Origin of the sequence: Leifsonia sp. Leaf264, from assembly GCF_001422325.1 — a bacterium.
In the GTDB taxonomy this organism is placed as follows: Bacteria; Actinomycetota; Actinomycetes; order Actinomycetales; family Microbacteriaceae; genus Orlajensenia.
The window spans coordinates 486,618-506,576 of sequence record NZ_LMMR01000006.1; the positions used below are offsets into that span (position 1 = coordinate 486,618).

The 19,959-nt window shown below is 70.2% G+C and carries 12 protein-coding genes; 10 read left to right on the top strand and 2 right to left on the bottom strand.

Annotation, left to right across the window (positions count from 1 at the left end):
- The first annotated feature begins 1 nt into the window (after position 1).
- Positions 2-4,558: a hypothetical protein gene (locus ASF30_RS15345; protein ID WP_055908436.1), complete on the top strand. Its 4,557-nt coding sequence runs from the start codon at positions 2-4 to the stop codon at positions 4,556-4,558.
- Positions 4,558-6,330, top strand: a complete 1,773-nt coding sequence (locus ASF30_RS15350; RefSeq protein WP_055908440.1) for a hypothetical protein — start codon at positions 4,558-4,560, stop codon at positions 6,328-6,330. The genes ASF30_RS15345 and ASF30_RS15350 overlap by 1 nt, the downstream gene beginning before the upstream one ends.
- Before the next feature lie 9 nt (positions 6,331-6,339).
- Here the strand turns inward: ASF30_RS15350 and ASF30_RS15355 are convergent, their stop codons facing one another.
- Positions 6,340-8,136, bottom strand: a complete 1,797-nt coding sequence (locus ASF30_RS15355) for a DUF2207 domain-containing protein (RefSeq protein WP_055908443.1) — start codon at positions 8,134-8,136, stop codon at positions 6,340-6,342.
- A 73-nt stretch (positions 8,137-8,209) separates the two neighbouring features.
- On the opposite strand from ASF30_RS15355, the gene ASF30_RS15360 reads away from it, so the two are divergent.
- The 8 genes from ASF30_RS15360 (at position 8,210) to ASF30_RS15395 (ending at position 18,329) form a co-directional block, all read left to right on the top strand.
- Entirely contained in the window at positions 8,210-9,517 is a 1,308-nt protein-coding gene (locus tag ASF30_RS15360) for an MFS transporter (protein WP_055908823.1), read from the top strand.
- 226 nt (positions 9,518-9,743) lie between these two features.
- Positions 9,744-11,477, top strand: coding sequence for an ABC transporter ATP-binding protein (locus ASF30_RS15365; RefSeq protein WP_055908447.1), 1,734 nt, complete (start codon positions 9,744-9,746; stop codon positions 11,475-11,477).
- A complete protein-coding gene (locus ASF30_RS15370) occupies positions 11,474-13,525 on the top strand; it encodes an ABC transporter ATP-binding protein (protein ID WP_055908450.1) in 2,052 nt (683 codons plus the stop codon). The genes ASF30_RS15365 and ASF30_RS15370 overlap by 4 nt, the downstream gene beginning before the upstream one ends.
- 127 nt (positions 13,526-13,652) lie before the next feature.
- On the top strand, positions 13,653-13,865 hold the full coding sequence (locus ASF30_RS15375; protein WP_157497446.1) for a hypothetical protein: 213 nt from the start codon (positions 13,653-13,655) through the stop codon (positions 13,863-13,865).
- Entirely contained in the window at positions 13,852-14,568 is a 717-nt protein-coding gene (locus tag ASF30_RS15380) for a hypothetical protein (protein WP_055908455.1), read from the top strand. Before ASF30_RS15375 ends, ASF30_RS15380 begins: the two co-directional genes overlap by 14 nt.
- Positions 14,569-14,769: 201 nt before the next feature.
- Positions 14,770-16,260 carry a sugar porter family MFS transporter gene (locus ASF30_RS15385; protein WP_235480354.1) on the top strand — a complete coding sequence of 497 codons (1,491 nt, stop codon included), beginning with the start codon at positions 14,770-14,772 and terminating at the stop codon, positions 16,258-16,260.
- 137 nt (positions 16,261-16,397) lie between these two features.
- Entirely contained in the window at positions 16,398-17,324 is a 927-nt protein-coding gene (locus ASF30_RS15390; RefSeq protein WP_055908458.1) for an endonuclease/exonuclease/phosphatase family protein, read from the top strand.
- Positions 17,325-17,492: 168 nt separating this feature from the next.
- Complete coding sequence (locus ASF30_RS15395; RefSeq protein WP_235480355.1) at positions 17,493-18,329, top strand: tryptophan-rich sensory protein; 837 nt, start codon at positions 17,493-17,495, stop codon at positions 18,327-18,329.
- Between the two features lie 64 nt (positions 18,330-18,393).
- Here ASF30_RS15395 and ASF30_RS15400 read toward each other — a convergent pair whose 3' ends face one another.
- On the bottom strand, positions 18,394-19,890 hold the full coding sequence (locus ASF30_RS15400) for an MFS transporter (RefSeq protein WP_055908462.1): 1,497 nt from the start codon (positions 19,888-19,890) through the stop codon (positions 18,394-18,396).
- Positions 19,891-19,959 lie beyond the last annotated feature (69 nt).

The following is a 19,959-nucleotide window of genomic DNA, read 5'->3' on the forward strand; positions in this document are numbered from 1 at the left end:
CATGCCCGTCGAGACCCCCGACGAACTCGCCGCCGTGCGCGAGCGCATCGCCACACTCACCGAGAAGCGACGCACCCTCCTCCGCCGGCCGCCCGGCCGCGGCCTGCGCGGCGACATCCTCGACCTCGATGACGACCTGCGCGAGGTCATCGGCGGCCTGCGCGACAGGCTCGACCCTTGCGACGCGTCGCCCGAGGTACCACTGGTGCTCCTGCCCGTGCGCATCGAGAGCAAGCTCGCCCCCGGTACGTCGACGCTGCGCGTGCGCATCACGCCCGACGAGGCTCACATCGACAGCCTGCTTCGATCGGTGACTGAAGCCGAGGTCGCCGCCGGTCAGGTGTACTGGCACGCCGTCTGGGTCGACGCGCCGGATGCCGCTGCCGACGCCGTCGCCGACGCCGCGGCGTGGACGACCCTCACCGAGGCGGTCGGCGCCCGCCGCGCCGGCTGGGTGGCCGAGGTGACCACCCCCACGAATCTCGCCACCCGTGGACAGGGCGACCCTGCCTTCCCCGCAACACCGGAGGAGGTGGCTCACGGCACGGTTGCGCGCTGCCTACCCGACCAGTTCGTGGTGCGGGTGTTCCCGAGCGGCGGGGCCCCGATCACAGTGACGGGCTCGCCCGTCGCGCCCGACGTGCCGCTCTCGCCGATAGCCTTCGGCGACGACGAACTGAGCGAGGTGGCCGGCCTGAACGTGCCCGTCGGCTCGGAGTGGACGATCGATTTCGAGGCGGCGAAGACGGCCGGCCTGGGGGTCGAGGTTCCGCTGCCCGCCGGCACGACTCTCCTCGACAGGATCGTGGTGGTCGGCACCCGCAACTCGGTGTCGGAGGAGGCGAACGCCGCCGACTTCGTCGAACTCCTCACCAGTCACAGGTTCAGCGACGGCGTCTCCCTCCTCGCCGCCGGAACGGCGACGAACAACGCCGATGCCGAGCGCTCCCCCTACCGCCCGGCCGCAAGCGCCGGCGCACCGTCCGTCGAGCCGCGGACGCCGTCACCGGATGCCGCCCGGCTCGCGGCGGCGCTCGGCCTCGACGCGGCATCCGTCGAGCACCTCCTCGATCCGGCAGCGCCGGTCTCGACGCAGGACCAGGCCGAGGCTGCCGCCAACACGGCGCTCTGGTTCGCCACCTGGGAGCCGGTGCTCGAGCGCCTCGACGACCTCGACATCCCGGCCGTCACGCCCGGGAGCATCGAGTCGGCGAGGCGCCTGCACCGCGACCACGTGCGCGGAGCCGGCCCGGCCCCGGCGCTGCGCATCGGTGCGCAGCCGTACGGCGTGCTCCCCGTCGCAGACCTCGACGCCTGGAGCCCGCGCTCCGGCGAGATCACCGCGCAGCTCGTGCCGCTCATCCGGCGCACCCTGGCCCGCTGGGTGAGCCGCTCACCGGTCGTGCCGCACGTGCGTCCCGGCGACCAGCTCAGCGACCAGGACCTGCTCGACATGCTGGGAACCAGCCCGGTGGCGACCGGGGTGCGAGCCAGGCCTGCCGTCGACGGTCCGCAGCTGGCCTCCTTCGCCGCGGCGACTGGAGCCGATGCCGCCCAGTTGGTGGCCGAGGCGCAGCTGCGTACGGCCATGCTGGCGCAGTTCTCCGTCGACGCCGCCAAGGTGCTGCAGACGCCGGCGCCGCACGACGACTCCCGCACCATCGGACTGCCCCTCGTCTCCGATCGGGATGCCGAGGTGGTCGCCCAGATCCTCGCCGGCACCACCCCCAAGGTCGACAGCGTGCTGCAGGCTCTGCTCGACATCGCCTGGGACAGCGCCAAACGGCTGCGGTTCCGTGCAGCGCCGCAGGAGTTCGTGGGGCCGCTGCTCGACTTCGTTCAGCTCGACCCCGACATCGCCCAGATCGTGAAGTCGGCGGCATCCGCCGATGCCGCCGTCGACGACACGGCGCCGTCGCGGTTCTTCGCCGCCGCCGAGAAGGTGGCCGCCGTGCAGCACTTCGACGGCCAGCCCGCCGAGCGCGTGAGCATAGCCGCGATCGAGCCCGTGGCCGAGGCGCGCACCTCACTCGCCCAGGTGGCCCTCGACCTCGGCGACACGGCCCAGGCGAAGTGGCTGGGCAGCAGCGCCATCACCGAACTGCTCTACGCCTTCGGCGTCGGCGGCGAGGTGCGCGCCGCCATGATCGCCCTCGCCGACGCCCCGCTCGACGAGAGGCGCATCGCCGTCGCCCACGCCCTCGACATCGCCTCGCACAGGGTCGACGCCTGGGCCACGGGGCTGGCGAGCGCACGACGTGCCACGCTGGCGGCATCCGCCCCCGTCGGAATGACCATCGGCGCCTTCGGCTACGTCGAGCAGATCCGCCTGGGGGCGAGTCGCCGCGACCCCGACGGCTGGATCCACGCCCCGAGCAGCTCGCACGCCGTCGCCGCCGGAGTGCTCGCGAGCGCCCACACCTCCAACATCGGTGCGAAGCCCGGCTCGCAGCCTTTCGCGATCGACCTGTCGAGCCGCCGCGGCGTCGAGCTGCGTCGCGTGCTCGAGGGCGTGCAGGCCGGCCAGTCGATCGGAGCGCTCCTCGGGTACCAGATCGAACGCGGGCTGGCCGGAACGTCGGCCGCCCGCTTCCAGCTCAGCCTGCGGCAGATCGCCCCGGCGGCCACGGACCAGCTCGGCAACGACGAGGCTCAGGAGGTCGCGGCGGCCCGCGTCGCAGCGGCCGATGTCGTCGACGGAGCCGAACTGCTGCGGCGGTTCCCGCTCGACTCCCTCGCCGTCGCGAACCCGCCGTTGCGTGCCCGGCTCTCCCGCAAGCCGGACAACGCCTTCATCGAGACCTGGGATGCCGTGTCGAACGCGGAATGGGACCGGCTGGTGGCCGCCATGCGCGGTGCTGCCGCCACCCTCGACGCCGTGTCGGATGCACTGCTCAGCGAGAGCGTGCTGCAGTACTCCTCGGGAAACCCACAGCGCGCCTCGGCCGCGATGGACGCCATGGCCAGCGGTGCCGCCGTCGACCCCGACCTCGGCGTGCTGAACGTGCGTCAGGCCGGCCGCGTGCTCACCCACGGCGTGTTCGCCGCCATCCCGGTGGGCGCTCCCGGCTGGTCGACCACCCGCCCGCGTGCCATCGCCGAGCCCAGGCTCGAGGCCTGGGCGGCACGGCGGCTCGGAGATCCGGCCGACATCACCGTGACCGGGGCCGCAGGCGGGCACACCCTCGCCGAGGCGGGCTGGGCCGCCCTCGACCTCGTCTTCACCGACGACCCGGCGTCGCTCGACCGCGAGCTTCGCGCTGCGATCCCGGCGATGGGCGACGCACCGCTTGCCGATGAGCTGCTGCGCGCGGCCGCCCTCGCCGGCAGCCTGCGCTCCCTCGCCGCCGGCGGAACACCCCTCGGGCCCGACGCCCTCGTGCGCACCGGAGTCGCGCCCGAGCGCAGCCTCGACACCGACGAGCTTCTCGACAGGGTCGACAGGGTTCTCGACGCCCTCTCCGATGTCCTCGGTGCCGGCCAGGCCGTCATCGCCGCCGTCGATCCCGACACCCTCGCCGTCGAGGAAGCCGACGTCGCCGCCGTCGTCGCCGCGGTGCGCGGGCTCACCGCCTTCGGCGTTCCCCTGGTTCCGGATGCCGCGATCCCGTCGAACGTCGCATGGGCCGTCGGCGCCTGGCAGGCGGCATCGGCTCGGCTCGGCCAGGCCCGGGCCACCCTCGCCGCCCTGCGCGACCCCGCTCGCGAACCGGCAGCGACCACGGGCGAGATCGTCGACGCCTGCCGGGCCGTGGCCGAGGGGATCCTGGGCGACGGCTTCCTGCTGCTCCCGCTGCTGGCGAAGCCGGCCGGCACCGACTCGTTCCACGACGCCATCACGCGACCGGCCATGAAGAAGCAACCGGCGCGAGCGCACATCAACGCCTTCGTGCGCGACCACGCGAGCGTGCAGGCCGGCGTCGGGCGCCTCGCCGAGGCGCAACTGCTCGGCGGCGTGCTCGGCGCCCCGATCCCGCTGCGCGTGGTGCAGCTCACCGAGCACGATGAGGAGACCGGCGACCCGGCCGCCGGCACCGAGCGCTGGCTGGCGGGGCCGTTGCCCGACGACATCCCGTGGCCTGCCGCATCCGCCAGCCATCTCCTCGTCGAACTGCTGGGCGATGACGACGACTTCTCGGGCCCGTTCGCCGGGCTGGCCATCGACGGCTGGGCCGAGACCCTGCCGTTCCAGCCCGACCAACGGGCGTTCGATCCCGCAGCCCCCGACAATCCGCTGCGCGCGGCGCGAGCCACGACAGGCCTGGCCGTGCACGCCAACCAGGCCTCGGCCCGAGCGCCGCAGGTGCTGCTGTCGGCCGTGTCGCCCGACGGGAAGCGCTGGACGACGGACTCCGTGGTGGCGACGGTGCTCGAGGCGGTCGACCTGGCCAAGGCCCGGCTCGTCACCTACGAGCACACGCCGGGCGATGCCGCCATCCTGCCCGCCATCTACGTGGCGAGTCCGTGGCTGCAGATCCGCAAGGGGCTCGAGTTCAGCGAGCTCGCAACGGTCAAGTGGGCAGGGGACGCCATCCCGTTCCTCTCGGAGGTGAAGTGATGGCCGTCAACATCCCCATCGACATGATGGTCAGCGCTGTGACGAATCCGAAGCTGGAGGCGATCCTCACGCTGCTGCAGGTGGCCGATCCCCCGGCGATGGTGCGGCTCGAGCCCGACTCGATCACCGGCGACCCGGCGCCGGGCGCCGAGGCGCGCATCGCCGACGCCGCCTGGATGCTCGGGCGGCAGTGGCAGTTCGGCGAACTCACCGGCGAGGACGCGGGGTCGGTGGTCTCGGTGCACGTTGCATCCAGCGCGTTGCCGATCACGGCATGGGCCCCGCTGTCGGGCTCCTCCATCGACCTGGCCGGCGCCGACTGGCGGCCGTGGCGCGACGGCGCGCTGCTCGAGGAACTGGTGCAGGACGTGCCGGAGCTCGCGTTCGGCGACGGGCTGCGGCAACGCGCCGAGGCCGGCGCCCAGCTGGTGGACCTGCTGACGGATGCCGGCGAGAAGACGCTGGCGCGTTCGCTGGCGGGGCTGCATCCGCTCGCCCTCGACGACGATCCGAACGATCCGCTCGGCCTCAATGATCCGCAGGCCGCCCGCCTGTTCGCCGTGCTGGGTGGAAAGGTTCCCGACGGCGGCACCCTCGCAACCGAGCTGCGTGCCGGCGACCCGGCCTGGATCGCTGACGCCGCGGATACAGCGGCCACCCGCGCCGTGATCGTCGAGTGGCTCGACTGGCTCGGCGGGGCGCCGGACTCGGGCGGCGCGTGGTCGACCGAGCGTCTCGAGTACAGGTTCGCTCTGCGCTTCGGCGACAAGGCCAACGCTGTCTTCGCGCGCGGCACCCAGTTCGGCTCGGCGTCGGTGCGCTGGAGCGACCTGGAGTGGGTCGAGGGCGCCAGTGCCGACCTCCCCGACGAGGCGCCGGCCGGAACCCCCGTCACCAGCGAGGCGACCATGCTCGCCACCCCGTTGCGATACCCGGGCATGCCGGCCGACCGCTACTGGCAGCTCGAGGACGGCGCTGTGGACGTCGGGGCCATCGAGGCGCAGACCAACGACCTCGCCCGTCTGTGCTTGGCCGAGTTCGCCATGTCGTCGGGCGACGACTGGCTGGCCGTTCCTGTCGACGGCCTCCTCGGGGCCGTGAACCGCGTCGGCGTCGTCACGCTGACCGACGACTTCGGCGACGCCGTCACGGTTCCCGAACTGGTCGATCCCGCCTTCACCATGTTCGGTGTCGCCTCGGCCGGAGGGCGGATGCTGCCGGGCATCGTGCTGCCCCCTGTGGCCGCTGGGACCATCGTCGGCGAGGCCCTCGAGGACGTGCTGTTCCTCCGCGACGAGATGGCGAACATGGCCTGGGCGATCGAGAACTCGGTGCAGGGGCGCAGCGGCGACCCGCGGCGGCGTTCCAGCGAGCGACCGCCGGAGCCCGACCCGTGGCCGGAGGGACTCACCCAGGAGGAGAGGGCGTACAGGCTCCAGTCGCCGGTGCCTGCGCACTGGATCCCGCTGGCGCCCGTGGCCCTGAAGCCGGGGCAGGTGTCGTTGCGCAAGGCGGCGCTGCTGCGGGACGGCGTTCCCGTGGTGCCGAGCGGCGTCACGCTGCATCCGACGCCGCTGACGTTCCCCGGGGAGGAGCTGCCGCGCGAGGGCGTGCACCTGCGCGCGGTTCCGGTGCTGGCACGGCGGGCCGACGGTCGCTACGCCAAGTGGGCGGCCTATCGCGTGCGCACAGGACGCGGCGAGGCCTCCAGCCGACTCGCGTGGGACTCCGCGTTGTCGTTCACCGACATGACGCATCCGCCGACGGCGTAGGCGCGCGCCTCACACCCCGCCGCCACCGCCCCCGCCGCTGCCTCCGCCGGAGACGGCGCCTCCACCCGAGCCACCGCTCGACGCCGAGTAGCTCGAGGTCACGCTCGACGAGACCGAGCCGATGCTCGCGGCGAAGACCGCCGCGTTGAACGGATGCGACCCCACGTACCAGCCGGGCTGCGTTCCGGCCTCCTCGTAGTAGCGCCCGAGTTCGACCGTCCACGTCTTCTCGTGGCCGAGGAGCACGGCCCACGACAGCAGCCTCTCGGTGAGGTCGAGCATCTGCTCCCTGTCGTCGGTGGCGATCGGGGTGCGCTCGGCACCCTGCGGCGACTGCAGGTACCTGATGCGATCGGCCTCGGCCAGCCGGATGTACTCGTCCAACCCCTTCAGGTGGTCGCGTGCCTCGACGCCCTTGGCATCGAGCGGATGCTTCGCCACGGCCACGCAGGCAGCGATGAGCGCGAGCACGGCGACGCCGATGAAGACGCCAGGCCAGAAGCCGCCGTAGACCGTCGCCAGCGCTATGGCCGAGAACAGGACGGCCGCGATGCTCGTCACGATGGCTCCCACAACGACGAGGGCGACGGCCCGGGTCGGGAACGGCTTGCGATAGGCATCCGTCACGGAATCGGCGCGCACCCTCTTTCCCAGTGCGGCAAGGCGCTTGAGGGCCTTCGAGTCGCTCTTTCCGAGCGGCCGTCGCTCACCGGGGGTGAGCTCGGCACCGAAGACGGCGTGCAGCAGCTCGAGGTCGTCAGCGCTCGGATCCGGGTTACGGAAGGCCTCGCGCCCCGTGGCACGGGTCTGCAGGAACTCGATCTCGTAGCCGTCCTTGCGGCCGGGCCTCGGGTTCGCGACCTCGACTATGCGCACACGACCGGCGACGGCGAGCGCGAGGATCTGCGCCGGCGTCACGGTCGTGGTCTTGTTGAGGATCACGCCGGCCAACGGGATGCTCACCCCGACCGGCGGGAGGTACTCGGCCACGATGATCCCCCGGCCGGGCGCGCTCCTCAGTCGTGTCGCACGGATGATGAAGGCGCCGATCATGGCGAGCACGCTGAGCACGGTGAAGACCAGCGCGATGATCGGCCACGGAGCGGCCCAGAAGCCGTCGTCACGCGGGGTGAACGTGCCGGGCTCGAAGCCGATCGAGAAGCTGAGGTTCTCGTGCGGCCCGATGTCCGATGCCGCGAAGACGTAGCCGTCGGCAGTCTCGGAGATGTCGGCCGGACCATCGGCGCCCTCCGGGCCGGATGCGGCGTCGGCCTTCCCGGTGCGTGCCTCGAGCAGGTCTGCGGGCAGGTGCACCCGTGCGCTCACCTGGCCGAACGGCTGCGCCCAGTCGGTGCCGTTGGTGTCGCGGTAGAACTCCTGGGCGTCGGTGTCGGCGTAGTACTTGTCGAGGTACTTCTGCGTGTAGGTGATCACGTAGCCCTGTCGACCGTGCACGTAGTCGTCGGCGGCGATGGTGAGGGTCAGCACGCCGTCGTCGCTGTCCTCCTCGTACGGCCGCGCCTGGCCGTCGGTGTCGGTCACCGACACCACGTGCAGTTCGGTCGGGTGCCCGTCGTAGTCCTCATTCAGGGCGCGACGGATGCCGTGATTCTGGTCGGCGTCGGGGAACACGGCCACCAGCGTCTCGACCGTCGTCAGGGTGGAGTGCCCGTCGGCGTCGCGGTCGAGGGAGTAGTCGCCGTGGAAGCTCTCGAAGGTGAAGTCGTCGGTGTCGGCCGCGGCTGGAGCGGCAGATCCCCCGATGACCAGGGCGACGGCGATGGTCAGCAGCAGGAGACGTCTCACAGCCCCAGCCTAGGTCGGGGCGACGACGCGCGACCGGCGTGATGGTGGCGTGGCATCCGCCATACTCGGAATCATGTCCACCCAGCCGGTACGCCCGGGGAACGCGCGCCAGCATCCGAACTGGCGAGTGCATCCCGCGTGGATCGTGGCGGCCGTCGCGTTCCTCGCACTGGTCGGTGCCGCCGGATTCCGGGCCGCGCCGAGCGTGCTCATGCTGCCGTTGCAGGAGGAGTTCGGCTGGACGCGCACCCAGCTGTCGGTGGCCGTCACGGTCAACCTGCTGCTCTACGGCCTGATGGCGCCGTTCGCGGCGGCGTTGATGGCGCGCTTCGGCATGCGCATAGTCACGACCTGTGCGCTGCTGCTGGTGGCCGCCGGAGCCGGGCTCAGCATCTTCGCGACCGAGCCCTGGATGCTGGTGCTCACCTGGGGCCTGCTCATCGGCGTCGGCACGGGTTCGATGGCGCTGGTCTTCGCGGCGACAGTGGCCGACCAGTGGTTCGTGCGCCGCCGCGGCCTCGTCGTCGGCGTGCTCACCGCCGGCAGCGCCACCGGCCAGCTGGCTTTCCTGCCGTTCATCGCGATCCTGGTCGAGCAGCAGGGCTGGCGCTACGCCTCGCTGCTCGTCGCCGCCGGTGCCCTCGCCGTGGTCCCGCTCGTGCTGCTCTTCCTGCGCAACAATCCCGTCGACCTCGGACTCACGCCGTTCGGGGCTCCAGACAGCTACGTCTACCAGCCGCCCGCGAAGGGCAATGCGGCGAAGCTCGCGCTGTCGACCCTGGCCAGAGCCAGCCGGGTACGTACCTTCTGGGCACTGGTGGCAGGCTTCGCGATCTGCGGCGCGACCACGAACGGCCTCGTCGGCACCCACTTCATCCCGAGCGCGCACGACCACGGCATGTCCGAGACCACCGCGGCCGGGCTGCTCGCCGTCGTCGGGGTGTTCGACATCGTCGGCACCATAGCCTCCGGCTGGCTGACCGACCGGGTGAACCCGCGCATCCTCCTCGCCGTCTACTACGCCGGCCGCGGCATCGGACTGCTCGTGCTGCCGTTCCTGCTCTCGGCGACAGTCGCGCCGCCCATCATCGTCTTCGTGGTCATCTACGGCCTGGACTGGGTGGCCACGGTCCCGCCGACCGTCGCGCTCTGCCGCGAGGTGTTCGGCAAGGACGGGCCCATCGTCTTCGGCTGGGTCTTCGCCGCCCACCAGATCGGGGCGGCCATCGCCGCGACGGCTGCGGCGACGGTGCGGGATGCGACAGGCGAGTACACGCTGGCGTGGTTCGGTGCAGCCGGCCTCTGCGTCGTCGCGGCCGTGGTGAGCATCTCGATCTCGCGGCGTCCGCGGGAGCTCGCCGCGGCATCCGTGCCCGGCTGATCCCGGCATCCGGAATCGAGGAATGATCGCTTGACGACTCGGCGTCGTCGTGCGATTCTGAAAGGCTGATCGGGCGCCGGAGACGCGCCCAGCGGCCGCGCACACCCACCCACCACAGCCATCGCCGGCAGCAGTGTCGGCGGGTGCGTGCAGACTGCGTCTGCGATCCCGTCTCCACCCCATCACCCCAGATGTCCCCTCCCTTCCACCACCATTCGGAGATCTGATGCTCGGAAAGCTCCTCGTCCGCTACCTGAAGCCGTATCGCTGGGCCCTGCTCGGCGTGCTCGTCTTCCAGTTCATCGCGGCGCTCGCGTCGCTGTACCTGCCCACCCTCAACGCCCAGATCATCGACAAGGGCGTCGCGACCGGCGACACCGGCTACATCTGGTCGACCGGCGTGATGATGCTCGGCATCTCGCTCGCGCAGATCGTCGCCTCGATCATCGCCACCTACTTCGCGGCACGAGCGGCCATGCAGGCCGGCCGCGACATCCGCGACAACATCTTCGAGAGGGTCAGCGGATTCTCCGAGCGCGAGGTCTCGCAGTTCGGCGCCGGTTCGCTCATCACCCGCAACACGAACGACGTGCAGCAGGTGCAGATGCTCGCCATGATGGGCGCGACCATGCTCGTCTCGGCGCCGCTGCTCGCCATCGGCGGCGTGATCATGGCCATCCGCCAGGACATCGGCCTCACCTGGATCATCGCCATCGCCGTGCCGGCACTGCTCATCGTCGCCGCCCTCATCATCAGCCGCATGGTGCCCTTGTTCCGCACCTACCAGAAGCGCCTCGACGCCGTGAACCGCATCATGCGCGAGCAGCTCACCGGCATCCGCGTGGTGCGCGCCTTCGTGCGCGAGCCCATCGAGGAGGAGCGCTTCGCCACGGCGAACTACGACATCATGGTCGTCGGTCGCAAGGTCGGATCGCTGTTCGTCATCCTGTTCCCGCTCGCGATGCTGGTGCTCAACGTCACCGTCGTCGCCGTGATCTGGTTCGGCGCCATCCGTGTCGACAACGGCGACATCCAGATCGGCACCCTGTTCGCGTTCATGCAGTACATCATGCAGATCCTCATGGGCGTGCTCATGGCGAGCTTCATGACGATCATGATCCCCCGCGCCGCCGTGTCGGCCGATCGCATCGGCGAGGTGCTCGACAGCACCAGCACCCTGGTACGCCCGGCGAAGCCGACCACCACGTTCCCCCAGCCCGGCTCGGTGTCGTTCGACGGAGCCGGCTTCACCTACCCCGGTGCCGAGCAGCCCGTGCTCTCGGGCATCACGTTCCGCGCCGAGCCCGGCGAGACCGTGGCTGTCGTCGGATCCACCGGAGCCGGCAAGACCACGCTCGTCTCGCTCATCCCGCGCCTCTTCGACGTCACGGCCGGCTCGGTGTCCGTCGGCGGCGTCGACGTGCGCCAGGCCGACCTCGACCTGCTGTGGAACGGCATCGGCCTCGTGCCGCAGCGTCCGTTCCTGTTCACCGGTACCATCGCGTCCAACCTGCGCTTCGGCCGTGAGGAGGCGACGGACGACGAGCTCTGGCGCGCCCTCGAGATCGCCCAGGGTGCAGACTTCGTCGCCGAGATGGACGGCCAGCTCGAGGCCCGCATCTCCCAGGGCGGCACCAACGTCTCGGGCGGCCAGCGGCAACGCCTGGCCATCGCCCGGGCGATCGTGCACCAGCCCGACGTACTCGTGTTCGACGACTCGTTCTCGGCCCTCGACCTCACGACCGACGCGCGACTACGACAAGCACTCTGGAGGGAGCTGCCACAGGTGACGAAGATCGTGGTCGCCCAGCGCATCTCGACCATCACCGATGCCGACCGCATCGTCGTCCTCGACGACGGACGGATGGTGGGGGTCGGCACGCACGAGCAGTTGCTCGAGTCGAGCCAGACCTACCGCGAGATCGTCGAATCCCAGCTCGGAGTGGAGGCAGGCGCATGAGCACCGGAACCACCAGCGCGATCTCCGCAGAGGAGCAACTCGAACTCGAACTCGCCGAGCAGGCGCGTCTCGCCTCAGGCGACTGGGACAGCGTCAAGCCCGGGAAGGCGGCGAACTTCGGCCAGAGTTTCCGCCGGCTCATCGGCCTGCTGAAGCCGCACCGCGTCGCCTTCATCTTCGTCTCGCTTCTCGGCGCCATCGGCGTGCTGCTCACCGTCGCGGCACCGAAGGTGCTCGGCGAGGCAACCAACATCATCTTCGAGGGCGTCGTCTCCGCGCAGTTGCCTGCAGGCGTGACCCAGGACCAGGTGGTCGCCGGCCTGCGCGCCGACGGTCAGACCGATCAGGCGAACATGATCGCCGCCATGAACATCACCCCGGGCGACGGCGTCGACTTCGTGCGCCTCAGCCAGGTGCTCATGTTCGCGCTCGCGCTCTATTTGGTGGCGTCAGTGCTCAGCTGGGTGCAGGGCTTCGTGATCAACATCATCATGATGCGCACCATGTACCGCCTGCGCGAGTCGGTCGAGGCGAAGATCAACCGCCTGCCGCTCAGCTATTTCGACAAGGTGCAGCGCGGCGAGCTCATCTCCCGCGTGACGAACGACATCGACAACATCACGCAGACCATGCAGCAATCGCTGTCGACGGTGATCACGAGCGTGCTCACCGTGGTGGGCGTGCTGATCATGATGTTCTCGATCTCCTGGCAGCTCAGCATCGTCGCCCTCGTCTCGCTGCCGCTCATGGGAGTCATCTTCGGGGTCATCGGCCCGAAGTCGCAGAAGGCGTTCGGCATCCAGTGGCGCAAGGTCGGACGCCTCAACGCCCGCGTCGAGGAGTCCTTCTCCGGTCACGCACTCGTCAAGGTGTTCGGCCGCGAGGAAGACGCCATGGCGAAGTTCAAGGCCGAGAACGAGGAGCTCTACCAGGCCTCGTTCAAGGCGCAGTTCCTGTCGGGCATGATCATGCCGGGCATGATGTTCATCGGAAACCTCACCTACGTCGGCATCGCCGTTCTCGGCGGGCTCATGGTGGCCAGCGGCCAGCTGCGCCTCGGCGACGTGCAGGCGTTCATCCAGTACTCGCAGCAGTTCACCCAGCCGCTCTCCGAGCTCGGCGGCATGGCCGCCGTGGTGCAGTCGGGAACGGCGTCGGCCGAGCGCGTCTTCGAGCTGCTCGACGAGGAGGAGCAGCAGCCCGACGGTGCGGATGCGCCGGTGCCGGCGGACGGCGACGGCACGATCTCCTTCGAGAACGTCGCCTTCTCCTACACGCCTGACCGGCCGCTCATCCGTGACCTGTCGTTCAGCGTGAAGCCCGGCCAGACGGTGGCCATCGTCGGACCGACCGGTGCCGGCAAGACCACGCTGGTGAACCTGATCATGAGGTTCTACGAGCTGAACGGCGGCCGCATCCTCATCGACGGCCAGGACATCGCCGAGCTGCGCCGCCACGACGTGCGCTCCCGCACGGGCATGGTGCTGCAGGACCCGTGGCTGTTCGCGGGCACCATCCGCGAGAACATCCGGTACGGGCGCCAGAACGCGACGGACGACGACATCGTGGCCGCCGCCAAGGCGACCTACGTCGACAGGTTCGTGCATTCCCTGCCCGACGGCTACGACACCGTGCTCGACGAGGACGCGTCCAACGTCTCGGCCGGTGAGAAGCAGCTCATCACGATCGCCCGGGCGTTCGTGTCGGATCCCTCCGTGCTCATCCTCGACGAGGCCACCTCGTCGGTCGACACCCGCACCGAGCTGCTGCTTCAGCACGCCATGGCCGCGCTCCGCAACGGTCGCACCTCGTTCGTGATCGCGCACCGCCTGTCCACCATCCGCGACGCCGACCTCATCCTCGTGATGGAGCACGGCGACATCGTGGAGCAGGGCTCGCACGAGGAGCTCATCACGCGGGAGGGCGCCTACTTCCGGCTGTACAACTCGCAGTTCCAGGGCGCGACCGACATCGATGCCGAACTCGCCGCCGTCACAGGCTCGGTATCAGCGGCATCCGAGACGGGATCGGTGCCGGAGAACGCCTGACGCATCGAGTTGCCAGTTCCGAGGGGTGGGCGGCATCCGCCACCCCTTCGAGCTGGCAACTCGATCAGGCGAGAGAATTCACCAGACCGCCCTGTCGCCGCGGGTGGGTGCGCGTCAGACTCGTGCCATGCGAGCACGTGACGAACGGATGCCGCCAGCGGCCTCGGCGGCCAGGGTGATCGGTACTGCCACCGTCATCGTGGCCATCGCCATCGCGTTGACCGGCACGGTCATCTACCTCACCGGCTACGAGGTGGCCTTCATCCTCATCATCGTCGCCGTCGCCGTCGCCGTCCTCGTGACGGGTATCGGAATCCTCACCCTCGGTGACGACAGGTGATGGCGAGCGGGTCGCCATGCGAGTGACCGAGGAGACGGCTCCAGCACCGTGGGCCCCGACCGCCATCCTCCTCGTGGTCGCCGGCACCGCCCTCATCCTCGCCGCCGGCATCAGGTGGCAGCCGTGCGTCGTCGACCTCGACTCCCTGGCATGCGTCGCGGCGCAGGACCACCTGCGCGACTACGGAATCGTCAGCGCACCGTTCGAGCCGATCCTCGGCGCCGTCGTGCTCGCAGCCCTCGCCTCGTTCGTGATGGCGGGCTTCTGGCTGCTGTGGGCGTCCTGGGCCGCGGCGTCGCGCACGGCCATGGTCGCCTGCCTCGTCGCCGCGGCATCGGCCGTCGTCGTCGGCACCGGCCAGCTTCTGGCCGCCGTGACGGATGCCGCCCTCGGCGTGCTCGAGTGGGTTCCGGCCTCAGTTCTCGGTCTCATCGCCGTCCTGGCGCCGATCGTCGCGTCGATCGCCCTGCTCGTGCTCTCGCCGTCACGACGCGGCCGCCTGGCCTGGACCGTTCTCATCGTCGGGTCGTTCCTCGGCAGCCAGATCGCCGAGTTCGTGCTCCTGTCGAACCTGTTCCTCGCGTCGCACGACTCCCCGATCGGCACGGGATTCCTGCCCGGCGGCGTTCTCGTGATCAGCGGATGCCTGTTCGTCATCGCCGCGACTAAGCGCGCCGGAGCCCCGTTGTCAACCCTCCCCTGAGTTGAGGCCGGCACACGCCCGCGGGCATACGATGAATGCCGTGGAGAGGGCGGCTCCCGTGCGAGCCGAGGACCTGATGATGCCGAAGAAGCCGTCTGCAGTCCGTACGAATCTCCGCTCAGCCACGTCGACGCATCCGCGGTGCGCAGCTGACACGAGCACGCCCAGACGAGCGCGCCGGAACGATTGAAGGGGAGAGTCGTGACGACTTCCAATGAGGGTGCCAAGTCGACGGAGACGAGCGGCAAGGCCCCGACCGGCAAGTATCGGCGCAGGGCGATAGGCCTCGCGGTCTCGGCCGCCGTCGGCGGGTTCCTGTTCGGCTTCGACTCGTCGGTCATCAACGGCGCCGTCGACTCGATCCAGCAGGACTTCGGACTCAACGACGTCATCACGGGCTTCGTGGTGGCCGTCGCGCTTCTCGGCTGTGCTCTCGGCGCCTACATCGCAGGCACGCTCGCCGACCGCTGGGGCCGACTCAAGGTCATGCTCCTCGGTGCCGTGCTGTTCTTCATCAGCTCGATCGGCGCCGGCCTCGCCTTCTCCGTCTGGGACCTCGGCATCTGGCGCGTCATCGGCGGTCTCGGCATCGGCATCGCCTCCGTCGTCGCTCCGGCCTACATCGCGGAGATCGCGCCCCGCCAGATCCGTGGTGGCCTCGCCTCGCTGCAGCAGCTCGCCATCACCATCGGTATCTTCGCCGCCCTGCTGTCGGACGCCCTGCTCGCCGGCGTCGCCGGCGGAGCCGACGACGTGCTCTGGTTCGGCCTCGAGGCCTGGCGCTGGATGTTCCTCGTCGGCGCCATCCCGGCCATCGTCTACGGCGTGATCGCCCTGCGGCTGCCGGAATCACCGCGCTACCTGCTCACCAAGGGACGCACCGACGAGGCTCGCGACATCTTCGCCACCCTGGTCGAGGCCGACGACCTCGACCGCGCCGTCGAGGACATCCAGAAGGCCATCGACGAGGACAAGGAGGGCGAGAAGGCCACCCTGCGCGGCAAGGCCTTCGGCCTGAAGCCCATCGTCTGGATCGGCCTGACGCTGTCGATCTTCCAGCAGTTCGTCGGCATCAACGTGATCTTCTACTACTCGACCACGCTCTGGAAGGCCGTCGGATTCGCCGAGTCCGACTCGCTGCTCATCAGCGTCATCACCTCGGTCACCAACGTCGCCGTCACCGTCGTCGCCATCCTCCTGGTCGACCGCCTCGGCCGCCGCCCGATCCTCCTCGCCGGCTCCGCCGGCATGTTCATCTCGCTCGGCGCAATGGCGTTGGCGTTCTCGTTCGCCGTCACCGGGTCCGATGGCGAAGTCTCGCTGCCTGACGCCTGGGGGCCCATCGCGCTCGTCGCCGCCAACATCTTCGTGATCTCCTTCGGGGCGTCCTGGGGCCCCATCGTGTGGGTGCTGCTCGGCGAGATCTTCCCGAGCCGCATCCGTGGCAAGGCCCTCGGCCTCGCGGCGGCAGCGCAGTGGATCGCGAACTTCCTCATCACGGTGTCGTTCCCGGCACTGGCGGCGTTCTCGCTCACCTTCACCTACGGCATGTACGCGGCCTTCGCGCTGCTCTCGGGCATCTTCGTGTTCTTCAAGATCCCCGAGACCCGGGGGATGGCGCTCGAGGAGGCCGAGGTCACCTTCGCCGCGAAGCCCAAGCGTGGACGGGACGCCGTCGGCGCCAAGCTGTGATCTGCGCGTCGGGCGCGAGCGATTGACCGCGATCGCGCCCGACGCCCCCGACGCATCCGTCGTCGACGCGCCCGGCATGCAGTGGGCACTCAGCTCCCGTTCACTTTCGGGCACCGGTCGACTGCCATGATCGACCGATGACCCGCCGCACCCGCCGCCGCCGAGCGCGCGGAGCATCCGTGCTGGTCTGGGGCCTGCTGCTCACGGCACTGCTGGCGTTCCACCGCGTGCTGCCCGGGTTCGCCGGCGCGCTGTCCCTCATCGAGGCCGCCTTCCCCTGGCTCGGGCTGCTCGTGCTGGCCCTGCTCGTCTCGGCGATCATCGTGCGCACGCCGGCCGCGTTCATCGGCGCCGGCGCAGCGGCCCTGGCCTGGTGCATCGTCGTTCTGCCGGCCGCCCTGCCCGTTCCGGCCATTGCTGCGACAGCCGAGACGACCACTGTGGTCAGCGAGAACCTCGAAGCCGGGAACGGGGATGCCGCCGCGATGGTGGCGGCGCTGGCGGATGACGAACCCGACGTGATCGTGCTGCAGGAGCTCAGTGCCGACATCCGCGACACCGTCGCCGACGCGCTCGCGGAGAGGTACCCCTACTCCTTCGTGGCCGGCACCGTCGGCGTGTGGAGCACGACCGAACTCTCGAACGGCCAGCGGCTCGACCTCGGACTCGGCTGGAAGCGGGCACTCAGCGTCGACGTCGAGACGCCGCAGGGCGCGACCCGCCTGTTCGCCGTTCATCTCGCGTCGTTCCGTCCCGGCGAGCACGAGGATCGCGACGGCATGCTCGAGAGTCTCGCCACGACTCTCGCCGCCGACGACTCGAAGCGGCTCGTCGTGATCGGCGACTTCAACACCTCGACCGACGACCACAAGCTCGTTCCCGTGACGGATGAGGCGGCGCTGGTCCGAACCGATACGGCCGGTTTCCCGTTCACATGGTCGGCCGGCATTCCGCTCGTGGCGCTCGACCACGCGATGGCCCGCGGCATCGGCGCGGCATCCGTTCACGTGCTCCCGGCCAACGGATCGGATCATCGCCCCATCGCCCTCACCATCGGGCGCTGAGTCGGGCGCTGAGTCGGGCGCTGAGCTCAGGCGTTGGATCGGGCGTCGCCCGTCGCCCACCGCGCGTCGGGTACTGCTGGCGGGCAGCCGTGCATTCACCGTGCAGACCACCCCTGAACGAGGGACGCACCGTACGCTGGATGAGGATCCATCCGATGGGGGAACAGCATGGCACCGCAGACTCAGCAACCGGCGACGGGCGGCGACTACGCCCGCATGATCGTGGTGGCGGTGAGCGCCGTCCTGGCCGTGGTCGGCTCGTTCATAGGCTCGGGCGCGGCCGGAGGCACGCCGATCCAGGATGCTGCCGGCGGCGCCTTGGCCGCTGACGCCACCCTGATCGCGCCGGGCAGCGGCGCCTTCTCCATCTGGAGCGTCATCTACGTCGGCCTGCTCGCCTACGCGGTCTGGCAGTTCTTCCCGGGTCAGCGCACGGCGGAGCGCCACCGCGCCCTCGGCTACTGGGTCGCGGCGTCGCTGATCCTCAACGCGGCGTGGATCCTCAGCATCCAGTTCGACCAGCTCTGGCTGAGCGTGCCGGTCATCGTGGTCCTGCTGCTGGTCCTCATCCGCGCCTTCCTCATCACCCGCCGCCTCCGCACCGATGGGACCATCGACGCCATCATCACCGACGGCACGATCGGCCTCTACCTCGGCTGGGTCATCATCGCGACGGTGGCGAACATCACGGCCGTGCTCGTGGAGGCCGGATTCGAGGGCTTCGGCATCGATCCCGACATCTGGGGCGTCATCGTCATCGTCATCGCCGGACTCATCGGAATCGGCCTGGCACTGTTCGGAGAGGGGCGACTCGCGCCGACGGCATCACTCTGCTGGGGCATCGGCTGGGTCGCCGTCGCCCGCCTCACGGGCGACCCGCTCTCCACGCCGACCGCCGTCACGGCGATCGCCGCCGTCGTCGCCATCGTGATCGTGACGATCGTCGCGCGGCTGCGGGCCACTACGGAAGATCCGGACAGGGTGCCGGCAGCCTCGGCGGCCTAGTCCGCCCTGCCGCTGCCGGCGGGGGTGCCCGCCGCGTTGACCGGGTCCGGCGGCCGGCCGGGCCTCAGTCGATCGAGTCCGCGTCAGCGGCGCCTGCCTCCGCCCTGCGGCGCCTCGACCCGAGATCGAGCACGGCTATGGCGAAGGCGACCGCGATGAACAGGGCGACCGAGAGCATCCCGTAGGCGTAAGCGTGGTGGTAGAGGGTGATGTCGCCCTCTCCGCTGTCCTTTTCGCGGTAGATCGTCGAGTAGAACAGCGAGAGCGCGATGGCCGTGCCGATCGCCGTGCCGATGCGCTGGCCGAGCTGGCCGACCGACCCGGCCAGGCCGCCCTGCCGCACCGGGATGTCATGAAGCGTCAGCGTCTGGTTCGGCGAGACGACGAAGCCGCCCCCGGTCCCGGCGACGAGCATGGCCGCCGCCATGAACCACGGGGTCAGTTCCGGTGGGGTCAGGATGGCCGCGGCCACGAGCAACCCGGCGCCGACCAGCACGCCGACGAGGCCCCACACCACCAGCGAACGGCCGTAACGCGCGACCAGCGTGCCGCCGCGCCACGACGACAGGGCGCTCGTCAGGGCGAAGCCGATCGTCACCATGCCGGCGAACACCGGCGCGAGCCCGAGACCCTGCTGGAGGTAGAGGGTCGTGAGCAGGAAGGCCGACGGCAGCGCGGCGAAGTACACGGCGATCAGCGCCGATCCGTTGCGGAACGATGCGATGCGGAACAGCACCAGCGGGATGAGGGGATCGCGGCCGCGCGCGGCGTAGCGGGTCTCCCAGGCGATGAATGCCGTCACCCCGAGCACGAACACCACGAGCAGCCACCACCGGGAGGGGTCATCGGTCGGTGCGCCGGTGGTGAGGAGGAACGGCCACATCAGCGCGAGGACCGTGATGCCGAACAACAGGATGCCGATCGGATCGACGGTCACAGAGCGCGACGATCGCTCGCGGGTCTGCGGAAGCAGCCAGATCGCCAGCGCGAGGGCGGCCGCTCCCAGAGGGAGATTGATCCAGAAGATCAGCCGCCATCCGTCGCTCTCCCCGCCGATGGCGATGAGAAGCCCGCCGAGCGTCGGGCCGAACGCCGTGGCGATGCCGATCATGGCCCCGAACAGCCCGAACGCCTTCGCGCGCTCCGCACCTTGGAAGAGCTGCTGGATGAGGCCGAGCACCTGCGGCATCTGGATGCCGGCCGCGACGCCCTGCACCAGGCGGGCGACGAGCAGGAAGGTGGTGGTGGGAGCCAGCGCACAGGCGACGCTGGCGAGGGTGAACAGCGTCAGGCCGACGATGAAGAAGGCCTTGCGCGAGCGGATGTCGCCGAACCGCCCGGCCGGGACGAGCGTGAGCCCGAAGGCGAGCACGTACCCCGAGACGATGACCTGCAGCTCCGTGGAGCTCGCCCCGAAGGACTCCTCGATCGACGGCAGCGCCACATTGACCTTCGAGAGGTCGAGGATGGTGAGCGCGGCCACCGCGACGCAGACCCAATAGGCTCGCCAGCGCTTCTGCGGGGTGAGCGGGATGTTCTGCGTGATCGGCGCATCCGTCATCGATGCCAGCCTACGTGCGCGGAGCGGAAAGATGCTCGGCAGCGCGGCGATCGCTGCACGATCGCGCCG